Annotated in this window: 11 protein-coding genes; 5 read left to right on the top strand and 6 right to left on the bottom strand. The window is 74.7% G+C overall.

The window, feature by feature from the left end; all coding sequences use genetic code 11:
• Positions 1-18: 18 nt before the first annotated feature.
• Positions 19-798, bottom strand: a complete 780-nt coding sequence (locus tag ACFYYN_RS35330) for a class I SAM-dependent methyltransferase (protein ID WP_500360128.1) — start codon at positions 796-798, stop codon at positions 19-21.
• 77 nt (positions 799-875) lie between these two features.
• On the bottom strand, positions 876-1418 hold the full coding sequence (locus ACFYYN_RS35325; protein ID WP_500548963.1) for a hypothetical protein: 543 nt from the start codon (positions 1416-1418) through the stop codon (positions 876-878).
• A gap of 262 nt (positions 1419-1680) precedes the next feature.
• Here ACFYYN_RS35325 and ACFYYN_RS35320 point away from each other — a divergent pair, with 262 nt between their 5' ends.
• Together ACFYYN_RS35320 and ACFYYN_RS35315 are read left to right on the top strand one after the other, a co-directional pair.
• Positions 1681-2706 carry a terpene synthase family protein gene (locus ACFYYN_RS35320; protein ID WP_500548962.1) on the top strand — a complete coding sequence of 342 codons (1026 nt, stop codon included), beginning with the start codon at positions 1681-1683 and terminating at the stop codon, positions 2704-2706.
• A 62-nt stretch (positions 2707-2768) separates the two neighbouring features.
• Positions 2769-5417, top strand: a complete 2649-nt coding sequence (locus ACFYYN_RS35315; protein ID WP_500548961.1) for a tetratricopeptide repeat protein — start codon at positions 2769-2771, stop codon at positions 5415-5417.
• A 23-nt stretch (positions 5418-5440) separates the two neighbouring features.
• Here the strand turns inward: ACFYYN_RS35315 and ACFYYN_RS35310 are convergent, their stop codons facing one another.
• Together ACFYYN_RS35310 and ACFYYN_RS35305 are read right to left on the bottom strand one after the other, a co-directional pair.
• Positions 5441-7018 (bottom strand): aldehyde dehydrogenase (NADP(+)), encoded by a 1578-nt coding sequence (locus tag ACFYYN_RS35310; protein WP_500548960.1) that lies wholly within the window; start codon positions 7016-7018, stop codon positions 5441-5443.
• A gap of 1 nt (position 7019) precedes the next feature.
• Positions 7020-7649: a cysteine hydrolase family protein gene (locus ACFYYN_RS35305; protein WP_500328884.1), complete on the bottom strand. Its 630-nt coding sequence runs from the start codon at positions 7647-7649 to the stop codon at positions 7020-7022.
• 122 nt (positions 7650-7771) lie between these two features.
• On the opposite strand from ACFYYN_RS35305, the gene ACFYYN_RS35300 reads away from it, so the two are divergent.
• Complete coding sequence (locus ACFYYN_RS35300; RefSeq protein WP_500548959.1) at positions 7772-8224, top strand: lipocalin-like domain-containing protein; 453 nt, start codon at positions 7772-7774, stop codon at positions 8222-8224.
• A 66-nt stretch (positions 8225-8290) separates the two neighbouring features.
• Here ACFYYN_RS35300 and ACFYYN_RS35295 read toward each other — a convergent pair whose 3' ends face one another.
• Positions 8291-9565 (bottom strand): MFS transporter, encoded by a 1275-nt coding sequence (locus ACFYYN_RS35295; RefSeq protein WP_500548958.1) that lies wholly within the window; start codon positions 9563-9565, stop codon positions 8291-8293.
• A 220-nt stretch (positions 9566-9785) separates the two neighbouring features.
• Here ACFYYN_RS35295 and ACFYYN_RS35290 point away from each other — a divergent pair, with 220 nt between their 5' ends.
• A complete protein-coding gene (locus ACFYYN_RS35290) occupies positions 9786-10373 on the top strand; it encodes a TetR/AcrR family transcriptional regulator (protein ID WP_500548957.1) in 588 nt (195 codons plus the stop codon).
• Positions 10374-11170: 797 nt separating this feature from the next.
• Positions 11171-13924, top strand: coding sequence for an AAA family ATPase (locus ACFYYN_RS35285; RefSeq protein ID WP_500548956.1), 2754 nt, complete (start codon positions 11171-11173; stop codon positions 13922-13924).
• Between the two features lie 18 nt (positions 13925-13942).
• On the opposite strand, the gene ACFYYN_RS35280 is transcribed toward ACFYYN_RS35285, so the two are convergent.
• A complete protein-coding gene (locus ACFYYN_RS35280; protein ID WP_500548955.1) occupies positions 13943-15487 on the bottom strand; it encodes a GMC family oxidoreductase in 1545 nt (514 codons plus the stop codon).
• Positions 15488-15668 lie beyond the last annotated feature (181 nt).

Here is a 15668-nt window from a genome sequence, read left to right as displayed (position 1 = left end):
GTGTACTCCTTCCGGTGGTCAGCCCTTGCGGGCCTCGATCAGATAGCGCTGCGAGTACGCCACGAAGGGCCCGTGCCGCTCCATGAAGTCGTGCAGCCGCGCCAGCTGCTCGCGGTAGGCGTCCACCGTGAAGCCGGGCACGATCCAGATGACCTTGCGCAGGAAGTGGACCACGGCGGCGATGTCGTGGAACTCCATGCGCAGCGCCTCCTGGCGCAGGTCCACGACCTCCAGGCCCGCCGCTTCGGCGCGTGCGGTGGCCTCGACCCCGCTGGAGCCGGCCGTGGTCGTGAAGGGGTCCCGTGTGTGCGTGGCGACCGGCCGGGGCCCCATCAGGTAGTCCGTCAGCTCCCGCACCGAGCCAGCGCCGACCTGCTGGGACAGGTAGGTGCCCCGGGGACGCAGCACCCGGCGCACCTCGTCCCAGCGGGTCACCACCGGATGCCGGCTGACGACCAGGTCGAAGTGGCCGTCGGGGAAGGGCAGGTCGGCCGTGTCGTCGGCCTCGACGACGGTGGCGCCGAAGGGCGCCAGGTTGCGGCGGGCGATCTCCAGGTTGGGGGCCCAGGACTCCGTCGCCGCGACCACCGGCGGGGCGGTGGGCACGGTCGCCAGGACCTCCCCGCCGCCGGTCTGGATGTCGAGCACGGCCTCGGCCCGCGCCGTCCGCTCGGCGAGGAGCCCGCTGTAGCCCCAGGACGGGCGCTCCTCGGTGGCGCGGCCGGTGAACCAGGAGAAGTCCCATCCCTCGGTCGGGACGGCCTCCCCTTCGGCGAGGAGATCTTGGAACGTGGACATGGGCGCGAGGATGGCAGAAGCACAAAGCGGAACGCATCCGGATTACGCCGGGCCCGGCGCCGCCCGGCGGTGCGCCGTCAGCAGCCGGACGCCAGGGGGGTGAAGGACATCGGGGTGCCCTCCTCGGCGCCGACGGCCGTGCCGTAGGTCGTGGCGTCCACCTTGTACCAGACGTCGTCGCGGGTGCGGTCGCCGCCGACGTCGTCCAGTTCGACGCACCAGCGTTCCGCGGACACCACACGGGTGTAGGACTCGGTGCCCTGCTGGACCTTGCGGCAGTCCTGGTAGTGCTCGGTGGTGTACCAGGTCCGGGTCGACTTGCGCTTGCCCGAACCCTTCGAGGAGGTGTGCTTCACCCGCCGGGTGCGGTCGGTGCACCGCTGCACCATGTGCGGGCGCCGCGCGGGGGCGGTCCTGCGCGCCACGTGCCGGTGGTCGTCCAGCGCCCCGGTGACGGGCGGGTCCGCCTTCGCCACCGGGGTGCGGGTGCCGGCGGAAGCGGCGGCCGACGGTCCGGATCCGGCCACGGCGCCGGAGTCCGGGCTCCCGCAGGCACCCAGCAGGGCGGCCAGGAGCACGGCGGCCACGGCGGCGGAGTACGGACGGCGGTGTCTGTGCACTTCTCTCCTCGATGAACCTGAACGTGGACACGAAGGTGAACGCGAGGGCGAACGCGAACGGTGCGGGCGGTCGGTGCCCGCCCGGATCATGACGCATCGTGGACGGACCGGGTTCCCGTCAGCCCGGTTTCGACGGAGCTCTGACACCGGCTGCCCGTTCCGGGCGTCCGGAAGTCGAACGCTGGGTAGGAACCGGGACGGGGATGGCTGGAAGTCGTAGTCCTTGCCCGGGTCGCCGACGGCCCGGGAAGGGGGGAATCCGGTGGGGAAGACATCTGCGTTCGTTCGTATCGACGGCCCGGGGGGACGGGCCGCGCACAGCGGGACGGCACGGGGCCGGGCCGGGGGGCCCGTCCGCGTACCGGGCCCGTCGCTCCTCAACCCCGGCCTGCGGCAGGTGGAGCCGCACGTCATGGCCTGGGCGCGGCGGGCCGGGTTGCTGTCCGCGCCGGCCTCGGGGCAGGCCGGCCGGGAACGGCAGGCCGCCATGGCCGCGCACGTGTGGCCATGGGCGACCCCGGCCCGGCTGACGGAGCTGGCCCGGCTGACGCTGTGGATGTTCGCCGTCGACGACGGCAGCGACGTGGGCCCGTCCACGGGGACCGGCGCGGAACTGGAGGCCATGGCACGCGCCGTCGGCGGCTGCGGGTGGGAGGTCCCCGCGTCGGCGCCGCCGGCCGTCCGCGTCCTGGGCGAACTCCTGCCGCGGGTGACCGGGGCCATGGGGCCCGCCTGGGGTGACCGTTTCCGCCGTCACCTGCTCGGGTGGATCCGTACCAACCAGGACATGATCAGGATCCGCGCCGGCGACGAGGTGCCCACCCCCGAGGCCTACATCGCCTGGCGGCGGGTCTCCGGCGCGACCGGATGGTGCTTCGACCTCATCGAGTACGCCCAGGAGGCGGAACTGCCCCCGGCGATCTGGTTCTCGCCGGCCTGCCGCGCGCTGCGCGAGGCCGCCGCCGATGTCATCGGCTGGACCAACGACCTGTTCTCGGTGGAGAAGGAGCTGCGCTCGGGGGAGACCACCAACCTGGTCCTCGTCCTGCGCCACCACCACGGCCTGACGCTGGACGAGGCGATCGACGAGACACGGCTGTGGCACGCCCGCCGCGTCGCCTCCCTGCGCACCGCGACACGCGACCTGTACGCCACCGCCCTCGCGACCGACCTCACCCCGGGGCAGCTGGCCGCGGTCTGCCAGTACGCGGACGGCATCCACGCCTGGGCCCGCGGCTTCCTCGACTTCTCCCTGGCCTCCGCCCGCTACCGTGCCCCCGGTGGGTAGCCGGCGGCGCCACCGGGAATGCACCACGGCAGGGGAGCACCGGGGGGACGGGGGAGTACGCGATGGCTGCCGGGAGGGACCGCGCCACAGGCGCGGCGGGTTACCTGCTCAGGGTGTTCTCCGGTCTGGCCCGGCCCGCCCTGACCCTGCTGTTCGGCCCGGCGGGAGCGGTCGCCGGGGCGGCGACGGAGACCGTGGCCGCCTCGGGAGGCAGGGCGCTGGAGCAGTCGGCGGGCCGCAGACGGGCGCTGCCCGGCCTGCTGCGGATCTCCCGGCGCGGCACGGCGCCGCTGGTGGCGGACGTGGACGACCCCATCGGTCTCGGCGTCCACCCGGCCGCACCGGGCGGCGGCGGGACGGCCGGCTTCGGCCGTGTCCCGGTGTTCGTCGGCCGGGACGCCATGCCGCAGGCGGAGGCGGTGCTCAGCGGGGGACAGGGCTTCCTGCTGCTGGTGGGGGACTCCACGGCGGGCAAGACGCGTCTGGCCTACGAGGTGGTGCGCAAGCACTTCCCGCGCTACCGGCTGCTCGTCCCGGACAGTCGTGAGGCGATGGTCGCCCTCGCGGACACCGTGCCACGGCTGAAGCAGGCCGTGGTGTGGCTGGACGACCTGGAGAACTACCTCGGCGCGGGCGGGCTGACGGCAGGTCACGTACAGCGGCTGCTGGAGGCCGGGCCGGCCCGGGTCGCCGTCGTGGCGACCATGAGCGCACGTCAGCACATCCGCTTCGGCGCCCGCTCGGCCGCCGACGACGAGCCCGGCGGTGACGTGCTGCGCTCGGGGCGCGAGGTGCTGCGGCTGGCCTCGGTCGTGCGGGTGGACCGTACCTGGAGCGAGGCGGAGCTGGCGCGGGCCCGGCACCACACCGACGACCCGAGGATCAGGGCCGCCGTCAACGACGCCCGGTCCGGCAGCCGCGGGGTGGCCGAGTACCTCGCCGCGGCGCCCCAGTTGCTCGACGACTTCAGCAACGCGTGGGCGGCCGGTGCCCGTCCGCGGGCCGCCGCCCTCGTCGCAGGGGCCGTGGACGCCCGGCGCGCGGGCTACCACCAGCCGCTGCCCGAGGACGTGCTGCGCCGCCTGCACGAGATCCACCTGGACCTGCGCGGCGGCACCAGCCTGCGGCCGGAGGCGTGGGAGGAGGCGCTGCGCTGGGCCACCGACCCCCTGCACGCCACCTCCAGCCTGCTGCTGCCCCGCGACGACGGCGCCTACCTGGCCTTCGACTACCTGCACCAGACCCTGGACGAGCAGGTGCCGCCGCCGCGCATCCCGGACGCCGTGTGGGAGATCCTCATCGACCACGCCGACCCGGTGCGCGCCCTGGACATCGGCGCGACCGCCTACCAGCGCGGCGACCTGCACCACGCCATGGCCGCCTTCGACAAGGCCGGTGCCGACCCCGGGCAGTTGCCCCGGCAGTGGTACGCCACGTGCGTGGGGGAGGCCGGCGACCCCCGGCGCGCGGCGGACCTGTACCGCGAGCTGGTCGCGGAGGCCGAGCGGCGCGGCGGCCCCGACGTCAAGGAGACGCTGGAGAACCGCAACTCCCACGCCCGCTACGTCGGCATGGCCGGCCACCCCGCCGAGGCCGTCGACCTGCTGCGCGGCGTCATCCAGGACCGCACGCGCGTCCTCGGCCGCGAGCACTCCCACACCCTCAACAGCCGCAACAACCTGGCGCTGTTCCTCGGCGAGACCGGACGGCTCGAGGAAGCGGTCGCCGAGTACCAGTCCGTGCTGGCCGACCGGACCCGCCTGCTGGGCGCCGACCACCCGCACACCCTCAGCAGCCGGTACGGCTACGCCTACCTGCTCGGCGACGCCGGCCGCCCCGCACAGGCCGCCCGGCTTTTCGACAGCCTGGTCGCCGACCGGTCACGCACCCAGGGCCCGTACCACCCCTACACCCTCAACAACCGCCGCCACCACGCCCACTTCCTCGGCGAGGCGGGGCATGCCGCCCGCGCCGCCGGGCTGTTCGGGGAACTCCTCCAGGACTGCCTGAAGGTCCTCGACCCGCTCCACCCGGACACCCTCGCCTCCCGCCACGGCCACGCCCGTTTCCTTGGCGAGGCCGGTGACCCCGGCCGCGCATCGGCACTGCTCAGCGACCTGATCGAGGACGGCCGCGGAGCCGCCGTGCACGGGCCGGACAGCCCGATCCCGCTGCTGTGGCGGCGCTACCAGGCGGTGTTCCTCAGCGAGGCCGGGGCGGCCGAGGAGGCCGTACGGCTCCTCGGCGCGCTGTTGACCGAGAGCGCCGAGATCCTCGACGACGGGCACCCCCAGCTGTTCGCTGTCCGTGCCGCCCACGCCCGCTGTGTCCTGAGGGCGGGCCGGGCGGCCGAGGCGACGGCCCGGTACGAACAGCTCGTCGACGACTGCCGCGAGCGCCTGGGCGACGACCACCCCCAGACGCTCACCGCACGCGGCGGGCGTGCCCGCTGCCTGGCCGCCACCGGCCGTCACGGCGAGGCCGCGGACCTGCTGGAGATCCTCGTCCAGGACCGCACCCGCGTCCTCGGTGACGACCATCCCTCCACCCTCAACAGCCGTAACGCCCACGCTTGTTCGGTCGGCGCGGCGGGCGACGCCCCACGTGCCGCCCGGCTGCTGCGCCAGGTCCTCCAGGACCGTGTGCGCCACCTCGGCGAGGACCACCCCTGGATCGCCCGTACCCGGGAGGAACTCGCCCGCTTCCCGTGACGGGGCCTGCCGCTCCCGGCGGGTCAGCCGCGGGTGACGTGCCCGTCGACCAGCCGCCACAGCCCCAGCGGGTTGGCCGGGACCAGCGCCTCGGGGAGCAGCGCGTCCGGGAAGCCCTGGTAGGTGACGGGCCGCAGGAAGCGGTCGATCGCGCTCATGCCGACCGAGGTGAAGCGGCTGTCGGTGGTGGCCGGGAACGGGCCTCCGTGGATGGTGGCGTGGCCGACCTCCTGCGGGTGGGCGAAGGCGTTCACCACGATCCGGCCGGTGCGGCGCTCCAGGACCGGCAGCAGGCGCGCGGCCTGCGGGTGGTCCTCCTCCTCGAGGTGCATCGTCGCCGACAGCTGGCCGCGGAAGCTCCGGGCCACCTCGGTCATCTGCTCGACGCCGGACAGCCGGACCAGCAGCGCGGCCGGTCCGAAGACCTCCTCGGCCAGGGTGGGTTCGGCCAGGAACCGGTCGCCGTCGACCTCGAGGAGCTGCGCGCGGCCCTCGAAGGCGCCCTCGGGCTCCGGGCCCACCGTCACGGTCGTGGCCCCGGAGTCGCGCAGGCGCTGCGCTCCGCGGCCGTACGCGTCGTGGATGCCGGGGGTGAGCATCGTCCGTGCGCCCATCGCGCCCACCCGTGCCGCGGCTGCCTCGCGCATCGCGGCGTAGCCCGGGCCGTCGACGGCGAGCAGCACGGCCGGCTTCAGGCAGGCCTGGCCGACGTTGACGAGCATGCGCTCGGCGAAGCCGTCGCCGATCTCGCCGCCGCGCGCCGCCAGCGCCGCTGGCAGGACGAAGGTCGGGTTGACGCTGGTCATCTCGGCGAAGACCGGGATCGGGTCGGGTCGCAGCTGGGCCCGCCGGTACAGGGCCATGCCACCGCCTTCGGAGCCGGTGAAGGTGACGGCCTTGACCAGCGGATGGTCCACCAGGGCCTCGCCGATAGCGTTGCCGGCCCCCCGGACCATCGAGAACACGCCCTCGTGCAGTCCGGAATCGGCGACGGCGCCCTGGATGACGCGCCCCTGCAGCTCCGAGGCGCCGGGGTGGGCGTTGTGGGCCTTGAGGATCACCGGGCAGCCCGCCGCGAGAGCGGCGGCGGTGTCGCCGCCCGCGACCGAGTACGAGATCGGGAAGTTGCTGGCGCCGAAGACGGCCACCGGGCCGATCCCGATCTTCTGCATGCGGTGGTCCATGCGCGGCCGGGGCTGCCGCTCCGGCTGGGCCGGGTCGACGGCGGCCTGCCGGAACCGGCCCTGCCGGACGACGTCCGCGAACTGCCGGAACTGCCCTGCGGACTTGACCGCCTCGGCTTCCAGCTGCGCGGCCGGAAGGCCCGTTTCCAGGGCTGCCCGCTCGGCCAGTTCGCCCTTGATCCCCTCGAGCCGGTCCGCGATCAGTTCGAGGAACGCGGCGCGCTCCGCGAGGCCGGTGCGGTTGTAGGTGTCGTAGGCCTCGTCGGCCAGGCGGGCGGCGCGGTCGACCTCGGCCGCCCCGCCGAGCGCGAACTCCGGTCCGACCAGTTCGCCGGTCGCCGGGTCGAGGGCCTTCATCGTGCCTTCGGACGCGGGGACGGACGACGCGCCTATCAGCATCTCTCCGGTCAGTCGCATGTCAGTGGTCTCCGTTCTCCAGGGTCTTGAGCAGGTCGGCGGTGGTGGTGATGGAGTGGGCGTAGGTGGGGCCGTTGAGTTCGTGGGCGGCGTGCATCATCTCCGGGCGGTAGGCCGCGGTGGCGTCGCGGACGAGCGTCACGTGGTAGCCGAGCTCCATGGCGAAGCGGCCGGTGGACTCGATGCAGGTGTTGGCGAGCAGGCCGATGACGATCACGTGCGTGATGCCGTGCTGCTTGAGCCGGAAGTCCAGGTCGGTGTTGGCGAACCCGCTCTGCGACCAGTGCTCCTGGATGACCACCTCGCCGTCGGCGGGCCGGAAGTCGGGGTGGAACTCGCCTCCCCAGGTGCCGAGGGCGAAGGTGTGCCGCTCCTGGATGATGCGGTGCGTGGGGTTGGGGTGCTCCCAGTCCTCGTAGTCACCCTCCTGCCAGCGGCGGTGGGGGACGAAGAAGACCTTCTGGCCCGCCGCGCGCCCCGCACCGACGACGGCGCGGAGGTTGTCGAGCAGGCCGACCTCGGTGGCGACGCCCTCCAGCGCGGGCCAGACCTTGCCGCCCTCCGACAGGAAGTCGTTGTAGGGGTCGACCAGCAGGATCGCGGTGCGCGTGGGGTCGTAGGTGTCGGTCATGACGGGTCCTTTCCAATCTGGATTACTTGCATCATCCTCATTCTTCATTCAGGATTACTCTCGTCATCCTGAAAGTCAAGGACGGCGCCCCCGGGCGCCCGGCACGTGAGCGAGGTACGGCGATGACCCCCGATGAACTGCGCACATCCCTGATCGGCGCCTGGCGCCTGATGTCCTACGAGGCCACCGACGTCGGGACCGGGGAGGTCGTCGAGCCCTTCGGGCCGCGGCCCCGGGGACTGATCACGTACGGGCCGGACGGCCACATGGCGGCCCAGATCATGCGGGTCGGGCGGCCGGGCTTCCGCCACGGGCGGCTCGAGGAAGGGCTGCCGGAGGAACTGGCCGCGGCGGCCGCGGGCTACCTCGCGTACGCCGGCACCTTCGAGGTCCCGGCGGGGGACACGGTCGTCCACCACGTCGAGCTGAGCCTGTTCCCCAACTGGGTGGGCGGTTCCCAGACGCGGATCGCCGACCTGGACGGGCGCAGGCTCCGGCTGAGCCTGCCCGGTGCCGCCAGGATCTGGGGGGCGCTGCGCACCGGCGTCCTGACCTGGGAGCGCGACGGACGGTAGTGGCGGCCCCGGGAAGCGGGGGTGCGGGAGCGCGGGCGGTGGGGCCCGCGCTCCGAGGGGGTGTGGCTACCGCCGCAGGGCGGGAGCGGTGGCGGTGTCCGCGTCGGCCTGTCCGGGCTCGGCGTCGTCGCCGTGCCGGGGGCCGGTGCGGCGGGCGCGGAGGCCGTGCCAGGCGAGCGTGAGGCCCGCGAGGAGCAGGAAGCCCAGGCCGCCCGCCACCACGCCGCGCCAGCCCAAGGCGGAGAAGAGCACCCCGGCGACGGCGGAACCGGTGGCGCCGCCACCGAAGACCGCGAACATGTACACCGTGTTGAGCCGCCCCCGGATCTCCGGCCCGGCGGTGAAGATGCGGGCCTGGTTCGCTATCTGGCCGCTCGTCACCCCGTAGCCGAGGAGGTTGCAGCCGACGGCGAGGACGACGAGCGACCGCCCCGCGACCCCGAAGAGCACGAAGGCGGCCAGTGCCGAGGCGACGGCGAGGGTGTTGACCCCCAGCGGCCCCCACCGGTCGGTGAGCCGCCCCGAGTAGCGGGCGGCCAGGGCGCCCGGCACGCTGCACAGGCCGAAGAGGCCGACCACGGCGGGGCCCAGGCCGATCGGCGGCGCGGTGAGGTGGAAGGCGAGCGTGGACCAGAAGGCCGAGAAGGAGGCGAACGCCGTCGCCCCCAGCGCGGCCGACAGGCGCAACGGGGCGTGGACCACGAGCAGTCGGGGGAGCGAGGCGAGCAAGCTCCCGTAGCCGCCGGAGGCCGCCGCCCCCGGCGGGCGCCCGGCCGGCATGTAGCGGGGGAGGACCAGCAGCAGCGCCGCCGTGGCCGCCGCGGCGACGAGGAAGCCGGCCCGCCAGGTGCCCGCGGCCTCGGCGATGAGCCCGGAGGCGGTGCGCGAGAGCAGGGCGCCCATCGTCAGCCCCGTGCCGACCGCCCCCAGGACCCGCCCGGCCTGGCCGGGGGCGGCCATGGACGCGACCGTGGGCATGATCACCTGTGGGAGCACGGTGCTCGCCGAGAGCACGAGGGTCGCCATCCCCAGCAGGGCGACGGACGGAGCCAGGGCGCCCCCCAGGAGCGCGACGGCGGTCACCGCCAGCAGGACCCTGGACAGCCGGCGCAGCCGGGCCCGGTCCGCGAGCGGGACGACGGCCACGATCCCCAGCGCGTAGCCGATCTGTCCTGCCGTGGCCACGAGGCCGGCGGCCGAGGCGGAGATGCCGAAGCCGCGGGCGATCTGGTCGAGGAGGGGCTGGGTGAAGTAGATGTTGGCGACCGTGATCGCCGTCGCCGTGGCGAAGACGGGGAGGGTTCCCCGCTTGACGTCCGGGCGGGTTGCTGTGGTGGTCATGGGTCCTCGCGGAGGGTTCGCGGGCGGGAGGGGCGGGGCGGTGGGCCTGCTCCGGTGGAGGCTCGTGCCGAGGTCTGGATGATTTGTGTCATCCACACATGCAGGATGATGCGTGTCATCCTGCATGTCAAAGCCCGGGAGGGGATTCCGGTGGCGGTGTATGATGTCCGTCATCCACATTGGGTCGGGTCAGCCCGACGCACACCCGGGAGGTCATGCGATGGGTCACTCGCAGGCAGCGAAGGCCGAGTCGCGCGAGAAGGTCCTGCGGATCGCCGCCCGCCGGATCCGCGAGGAGGGCATGACCCGACCCGGCGTCGCGGACCTCATGAACGAGGCCGGACTGACCCACGGCGGGTTCTACAAGCACTTCGCCTCGCGCGAGGACCTGATGGGTCAGGCGGCGGCGCTGGCCCTGGCCGACGGCGAGGCCAAGATGGCCGAGGCCGCCCGCCGGGACCCGGATGAGCCCCGCTCGGGCCTGATCGACGCCTACCTCAGCGCCCGCCACCGGGACGCTCCCGGCACCGGCTGCGCCCTGGTGACCTTGGGCGCCGCAGCCGGTCGCGGCGATGCGGAGTTGCGGGAGGCGTACGAGAAGCAGGTCCTCGGCTACCTCGCGCTCATCGGTGAGGCGGCGCAGGGCGACGACCCCGGTGAGGCGCGGGCCGACGCGATGCTCACCCTCAGCGCCCTGGTCGGTGCCTTGTTGATCTCGCGCGCGGTCGCCGACCCGGAGCTGTCCGACGAGTTCCTGGCGACGGTCGCCGGGCGCCTGAAGGACGCGCACGTACCCGCGGAGGCCTGACCGAACCGGCCGGAGCCCCCGAAGGCCCGTGCCACCGGCCCCGGCCGCAGCGGCGGCACCCGCGCGGCCTGCCCCTGAGCGCGGGGCGACGTCCGCGTCCACGCACGCCTGCCGCCGGCGGTGCCGGACCGGCCGTCCGACGGGACAGGCGCGGGAGGGTCCCGGTACGTCAGGGCGCTGCTCACGGACGGCCGGACGGTGCTGCTGCGGGGGCGTGTTCCGCGTCTTCGCGGGGTCCGGGGCCGGGCGTGCGGGTCGTGGCGGGCGGTCGCTCGCCCACCGCGTGCGTGCGGCGGTGTCCCGCGGTTCCGTGCAGGCATGGGCCAGGGCCCGCGGAAGACCCTGCCGGTGCAGGGCGCACAGCCGGGCAACGGCCACTTCCTCCGACACCGCCCGCCGGGTGACGGCCACGCAGCGTGCACCGGTGAGCCGGGGCTGGGTCGCCGCGACGACACGCACCAGGGCTGCGTCCACCGCGTCCAGGCGCGGGCGGACCTTTGTCGTCAGGTCGGGCCGCTCGCGCCGGCGCAGCTATGGATCAGGCCCCCCAGAGCCGCAGTAGCCCGGCCTGGTCGACCTTGTCCGCCTCGATCCGGTCCGGCGAAGACCCGCCGGACCACCGCGGGGTCCGCCCCGATGTCCGCCCGCCGCTCCGCCGGCAGCCGCGCCAGGCGCGAGAGGACCGCGTCCGCGGAGGACGTTCCCCCGGACTGTCTGTCAAGAGCGGCAGAATGAACCCTTTCATCCCCTTGTACGGTGGTTCGTGTACGAGTACCGGGACACCGCGAGGGCGGACCATGGCGACACGGATCCCCTCCCTGATCGGCAGACAGGCCGAAACCGAGGCGATTGACGCCCTCCTGCGCCCCGCGGACGGCCGCGGCGGCGCCCTGGTGCTGCGCGGCGAGGTGGGGATCGGCAAGACGACGCTGCTGGCGCTCGCCCAGGAACGGGCGGCGGAGCAGGGCCGGCGGGTGCTCGGCCTGGCCGGTGTGCAGTCCGAGTCGCACCTGCCGTTCGCCGGACTCCACCAACTGCTGCGCCCGGTGCTCCTGGAGACCGGCCGCCTCCCGGAGCCCCAGCGCGAGACGCTGCTGGCCGCGGTCGGCCTCCACGACGTGGGCCGCCCCGAGCCCTTCCGCATCGCCCTCGCCGTGCTCGACCTCCTCGCGGAGTGCGCCTCCGACCGGCCGCTGCTCCTGATCGTCGACGACCTCCAGTGGCTCGACCGGTCCACCAGTGACCTGCTCGCCTTCGTCGCCCGGCGGCTGTCCTCGGACCCCGTGGTGCTGCTGGCCGCCGCCACCCAGGGCGAGACGGAGGCGCCCGCCTGGGAAGGCGTCGAGGAGATGCCGGTCAGCCGGCTCGACGCGGACCACGCCGCGCGGCTGCTGGACGCCGGCGCGCCGGCACTCGCGCCCTTCGTCCGCGCACGGTTGCTGGAGGAGGCCGACGGCAATCCACTGGCCCTCGTCGAACTCCCCCTGGCGGCCGGGGGCCTGGAATCCGTCGCGGTCATCCCCCGCTGGCTCCCGCTGACCGTCAACCTGCAGCGCGCGTTCGAGACCCGGATCCTGGAACTCCCCGACGCCACGAGCACCCTGCTGCTCGCCGCCGCGCTCGACGCCGAGGCGGCGACGGGCGACGTCGTGGCAGCGGCCGGCGCCGTCTGCGGCGTCCCTGTCACCGTCGACGGCCTCGTGCCCGCCGTGGACGCTGGCCTCGTCCGTGTCGACCGGCACGCCGTGCGTTTCCGGCACCCCCTGGTCCGCTCCGCGATCCACCAGGCCGCGTCCGTCACGCAGCGCAACGCCATGCACGCCGCGCTCGCCGCGATCCACGCCGGCCGTCCCGACCGCGGCATCTGGCACCTGGCCGCGTCCACCCTTCCCCCGGACGGGACCGTCGCACGGGGACTGGAGCGGTGCGGCGACCACGCGCTGCGACGCGGCGCCGCCGTCGCCGCCGTGCACGCCTTCGAGCACGCCGCCGCCTTCACCCCCGACGGCGGCCGACAGGTCGACCTCATGCTGCGCAGTGCGGAGCTGGCCGTCGGCCTCGGCCGACGCGACCTCGTCCGTCGCCTGGTGCGGACCGTCGAGCGGCTGGAACCGACCGGCAAGGACACGGCCCGCCTGCTGTGGATCTCCGAGTCGCTCACCGTCTGCGGGGGCCGGGAGCCGGTGGCCGTCCGGACGCTGCTCCGAACGGCCGAGCGCATGCGGGCCGACGGCGAGACGGCCCTGTCGGTCCGGCTGACGAGCGCCGCGGCCGCCCACCTCTACCGCGGGAACGGGGAGTCCGCGCTGCACGGGGAGGTCCTGCGCACCGCCGACCGGCTGGCCGCGGAGCTGGACGGCCGGTGCGAGACCGGGGGCGCCGCCATGGTGCTGATCGACGCGCAGGCCGCGCCGGTGGAGCGTGCCTCCTCGGTGCTCGAAGCGGCCCGCGCCGTGGCCCGGCGGACGGACGACGCCGCGGCGCTGCACACGACGGCCCGCGCGCTGTGGTGCGTCGGTGCGCCCGAACACGCGGACCCCTTCCTCACCGCGGCCGTCGAGCGGCTCAGGCACCAGGGGCGGCTGGCACCGCTGGCGGAGGCGCTGGCACTGCGCGCCTCGGGACGCGCGGCCACGGGCCGTTGCGATCCGGCGCGGCTGGACGCCGACGAGGCCCGCAGGCTCGCCCGGGAGACCGGGCAGCCCGAGTGGGAGGCGACCGCGCTCAGCGTGCTCGGCTGCCTCGCCGCCCTGCGCGACGACGCGTCGAACGCCCACCGGCTGATCGGGCAGGCGCGGGCCATCGCCGTCCGGCTGAACTCCCCGCTGCTGCACGCGACGGTGCGCATGGCGCGCGGCACGGCGCTGTCCTGCAGCGGGGACCACGCGCAGGCGTACGCCCAGCTGCGGCGGCTGACCGATCCGGCCGACGCCGGGCACCACGTGATGACCGCCCTGTGGACCCTGGGCGACCTCGCCGAGGCGGCCGCGCACTGCGGCGAGAAGGACGACGCGCAAGGGGTCCTGGAGCGGCTCGCACCGCTGGCCCGCCGGACGCCCGCGGCCCGCGTGCGCCTGGCCGCACGCCACGCCCGGGCGGTCCTGGCCGGTGAGGACGAGGGTGAGGCCGCCTTCGCGGCCGCCTTGGAGGCGGACCTCACGGGCTGGTCCCTGGAGCGGGCGCGCCTGCGGCTCGCGTACGGCGAGTGGCTGCGCAGGCAGCGCCGCGTCCTGGAGTCCCGCGCACCGCTCAGGGCCGCCCGCGACACCTTCGACGACCTGGGAGCCGCGGCGTGGAGCCGCCGCGCGCGGCAGGAACTGGAGGCCACCGGCGAGACCACCCGTCAGCGGTCGCCCCGGGCCGCCGACCGGCTCACGCCGCAGGAACTGCAGATCGCGACGCTGGCGGCCGAGGGCCTGTCCAACAAGGAGATCGGCGCGCGGCTCTACGTGTCCCACCGGACGGTCAGCACCCACCTGACGCGGATCTTCCCCAAGCTCGGCGTCACCTCGCGCAGCCAGCTGGCCCGGTTCTTCCCACCCGGGTCCTGAGGCCGGAAGGGGCACCGTTCACGCGGCGGCCCGCCCGGTCAGGCCGTCGCCCCCTTCGCCCCTGATGAGGTCGGCCGCCCGTTCCGCGACGGCCAGCACGGTCGCGTTGGGGTGCGCGGACACCGCGGACGGCATCACCGACGCGTCGGCGACCCGCAGCCCCGACACGCCGTTCACCCGGAGCTCGGGGTCGACGACGGCCTGGTCGTCCGACCCCATGCGGCAGGTGCCCCCCGGGTGGTAGAAGCTGCCGACGCTGCGCCGTACGTAGTCCTCCAGGAGCCCGTGGCTGAACACGGCGGGCCCCGGCAGGACCTCTTCCTTCCGCCATACCTTCAGCACCTGCTCGCTGCCGATCTCCTGGGCCATGCGCACCCCCCTGATCAGGCTCTCCACGTCGGAACGCGCGGACAGGAAGTTCGGGTCGACCAGCGGCGCGGAGCGCGGGTCGGCCCCGGCCAGCCGGACCGAGCCCCGGCTGCGGGGCGACATCAGACCCACCACGAAGCTGTAGCCGTTCTCCGCGCCCTCCAGCGGCGGCGGCACGTACGGCGCGCACAGGAACAGCACCTGGATGTCGGGGGCGGTGTCGGCGTGGGTGCTGCACAGGGCCGCGGCGGCGTCGAACGCGGGTCCCGTCGGCGTGGGCACCGCCCGGGCCGCGGAGAAGTTGACGACCGTGACGGGGTGGTCGTGCAGATTGCTCCCGACCTCGCGGAGGTCCGCCTCCACGCCGATGCCGTGGGACCGCAGCTCGTCGGGCGGCCCGACACCCGAGAGCATGAGCAGGTGCGGGGAGCCGACCGCGCCGGCGGCGAGGACGACCTCCAGGCCGGCCTCGGCCCGTTCGGGCAGCCCGTCACGGCTGTACTCCACGCCCGTGCACCGCCCGTGGTGCAGCAGGAGCCGGTGGACCTGCGCCCCGGTGACCACGGTCAGGCCCGGCCGGTGCAGCACCGGCCGCACGTAGGCGTCGGCGGCGCTCTGCCGGGCCCCGTCGACGATGTTCAGGTCCAGCCACCCGCCGCCCTGCTGGTGGCGGCCGTTGAGGTCGGTGCTGATGGGGTGCCCGGCCGCCTGCACGGCGCTCAGGCACGCGGGCGACAGCGGGTGGACCCGGTGCGGCGGCGCCACCCGCATGGGGCCCTCGGTGCCGCGGAACTCCGGGTCACGCCCCGCCGCCCGCTCGCTGCGGCGCAGGTAGGGCAGCAGGGTGTCGAAGTTCCAGCCGGTCGCGCCCGCCTTCTCCCACGCGTCGTAGCCGGCCGGGTGCCCCCGCAGGTGGACCATGGCGTTGATGCTGCTCGATCCGCCCAGCGCCTTCCCCCGCGGATAGGGCAGCACGGCACTGCCGGCTCCGCGCTGCTCCACGGTCCGGTCGCCCCAGTCCATCCCGCTGCCGATCAACCGCATCCACCGCGGCGGAGCGGCCGAGCGCTTCGCCGCCCGGGCCGGCCCCGCCTCGAGGAGCAGCACCCGGGCCCGCCCGTCCTCCGAGAGCCGCGCGGCGAGCACGCACCCCGCGGTCCCGCCACCGACGACGATGTAGTCGTATGCCGTCATCCCAGACCTCCGAGTCGACCCGTCCGCGGTCGCCCGGCCCCCGGCCGCGGACACAGCAAAAACTAGGGCGAAAGCCGACGAAAGGCGTCCGTCAAGCTACGTAACGGCGGTCCGCCGTGTGCCCGGTCATGCGTACCGCCGTACGTCATCGCCGCGCCCGGTGCCCCGGTCGCGGCCCGTG

Source organism: Streptomyces sp. NPDC001902 (assembly GCF_042891295.1).
Classification (GTDB): Bacteria; Actinomycetota; Actinomycetes; order Streptomycetales; family Streptomycetaceae; genus Actinacidiphila.
The sequence above is the reverse complement of the archived record's forward strand: the minus strand, read 5'-3'. Positions and strand labels throughout refer to the sequence as shown.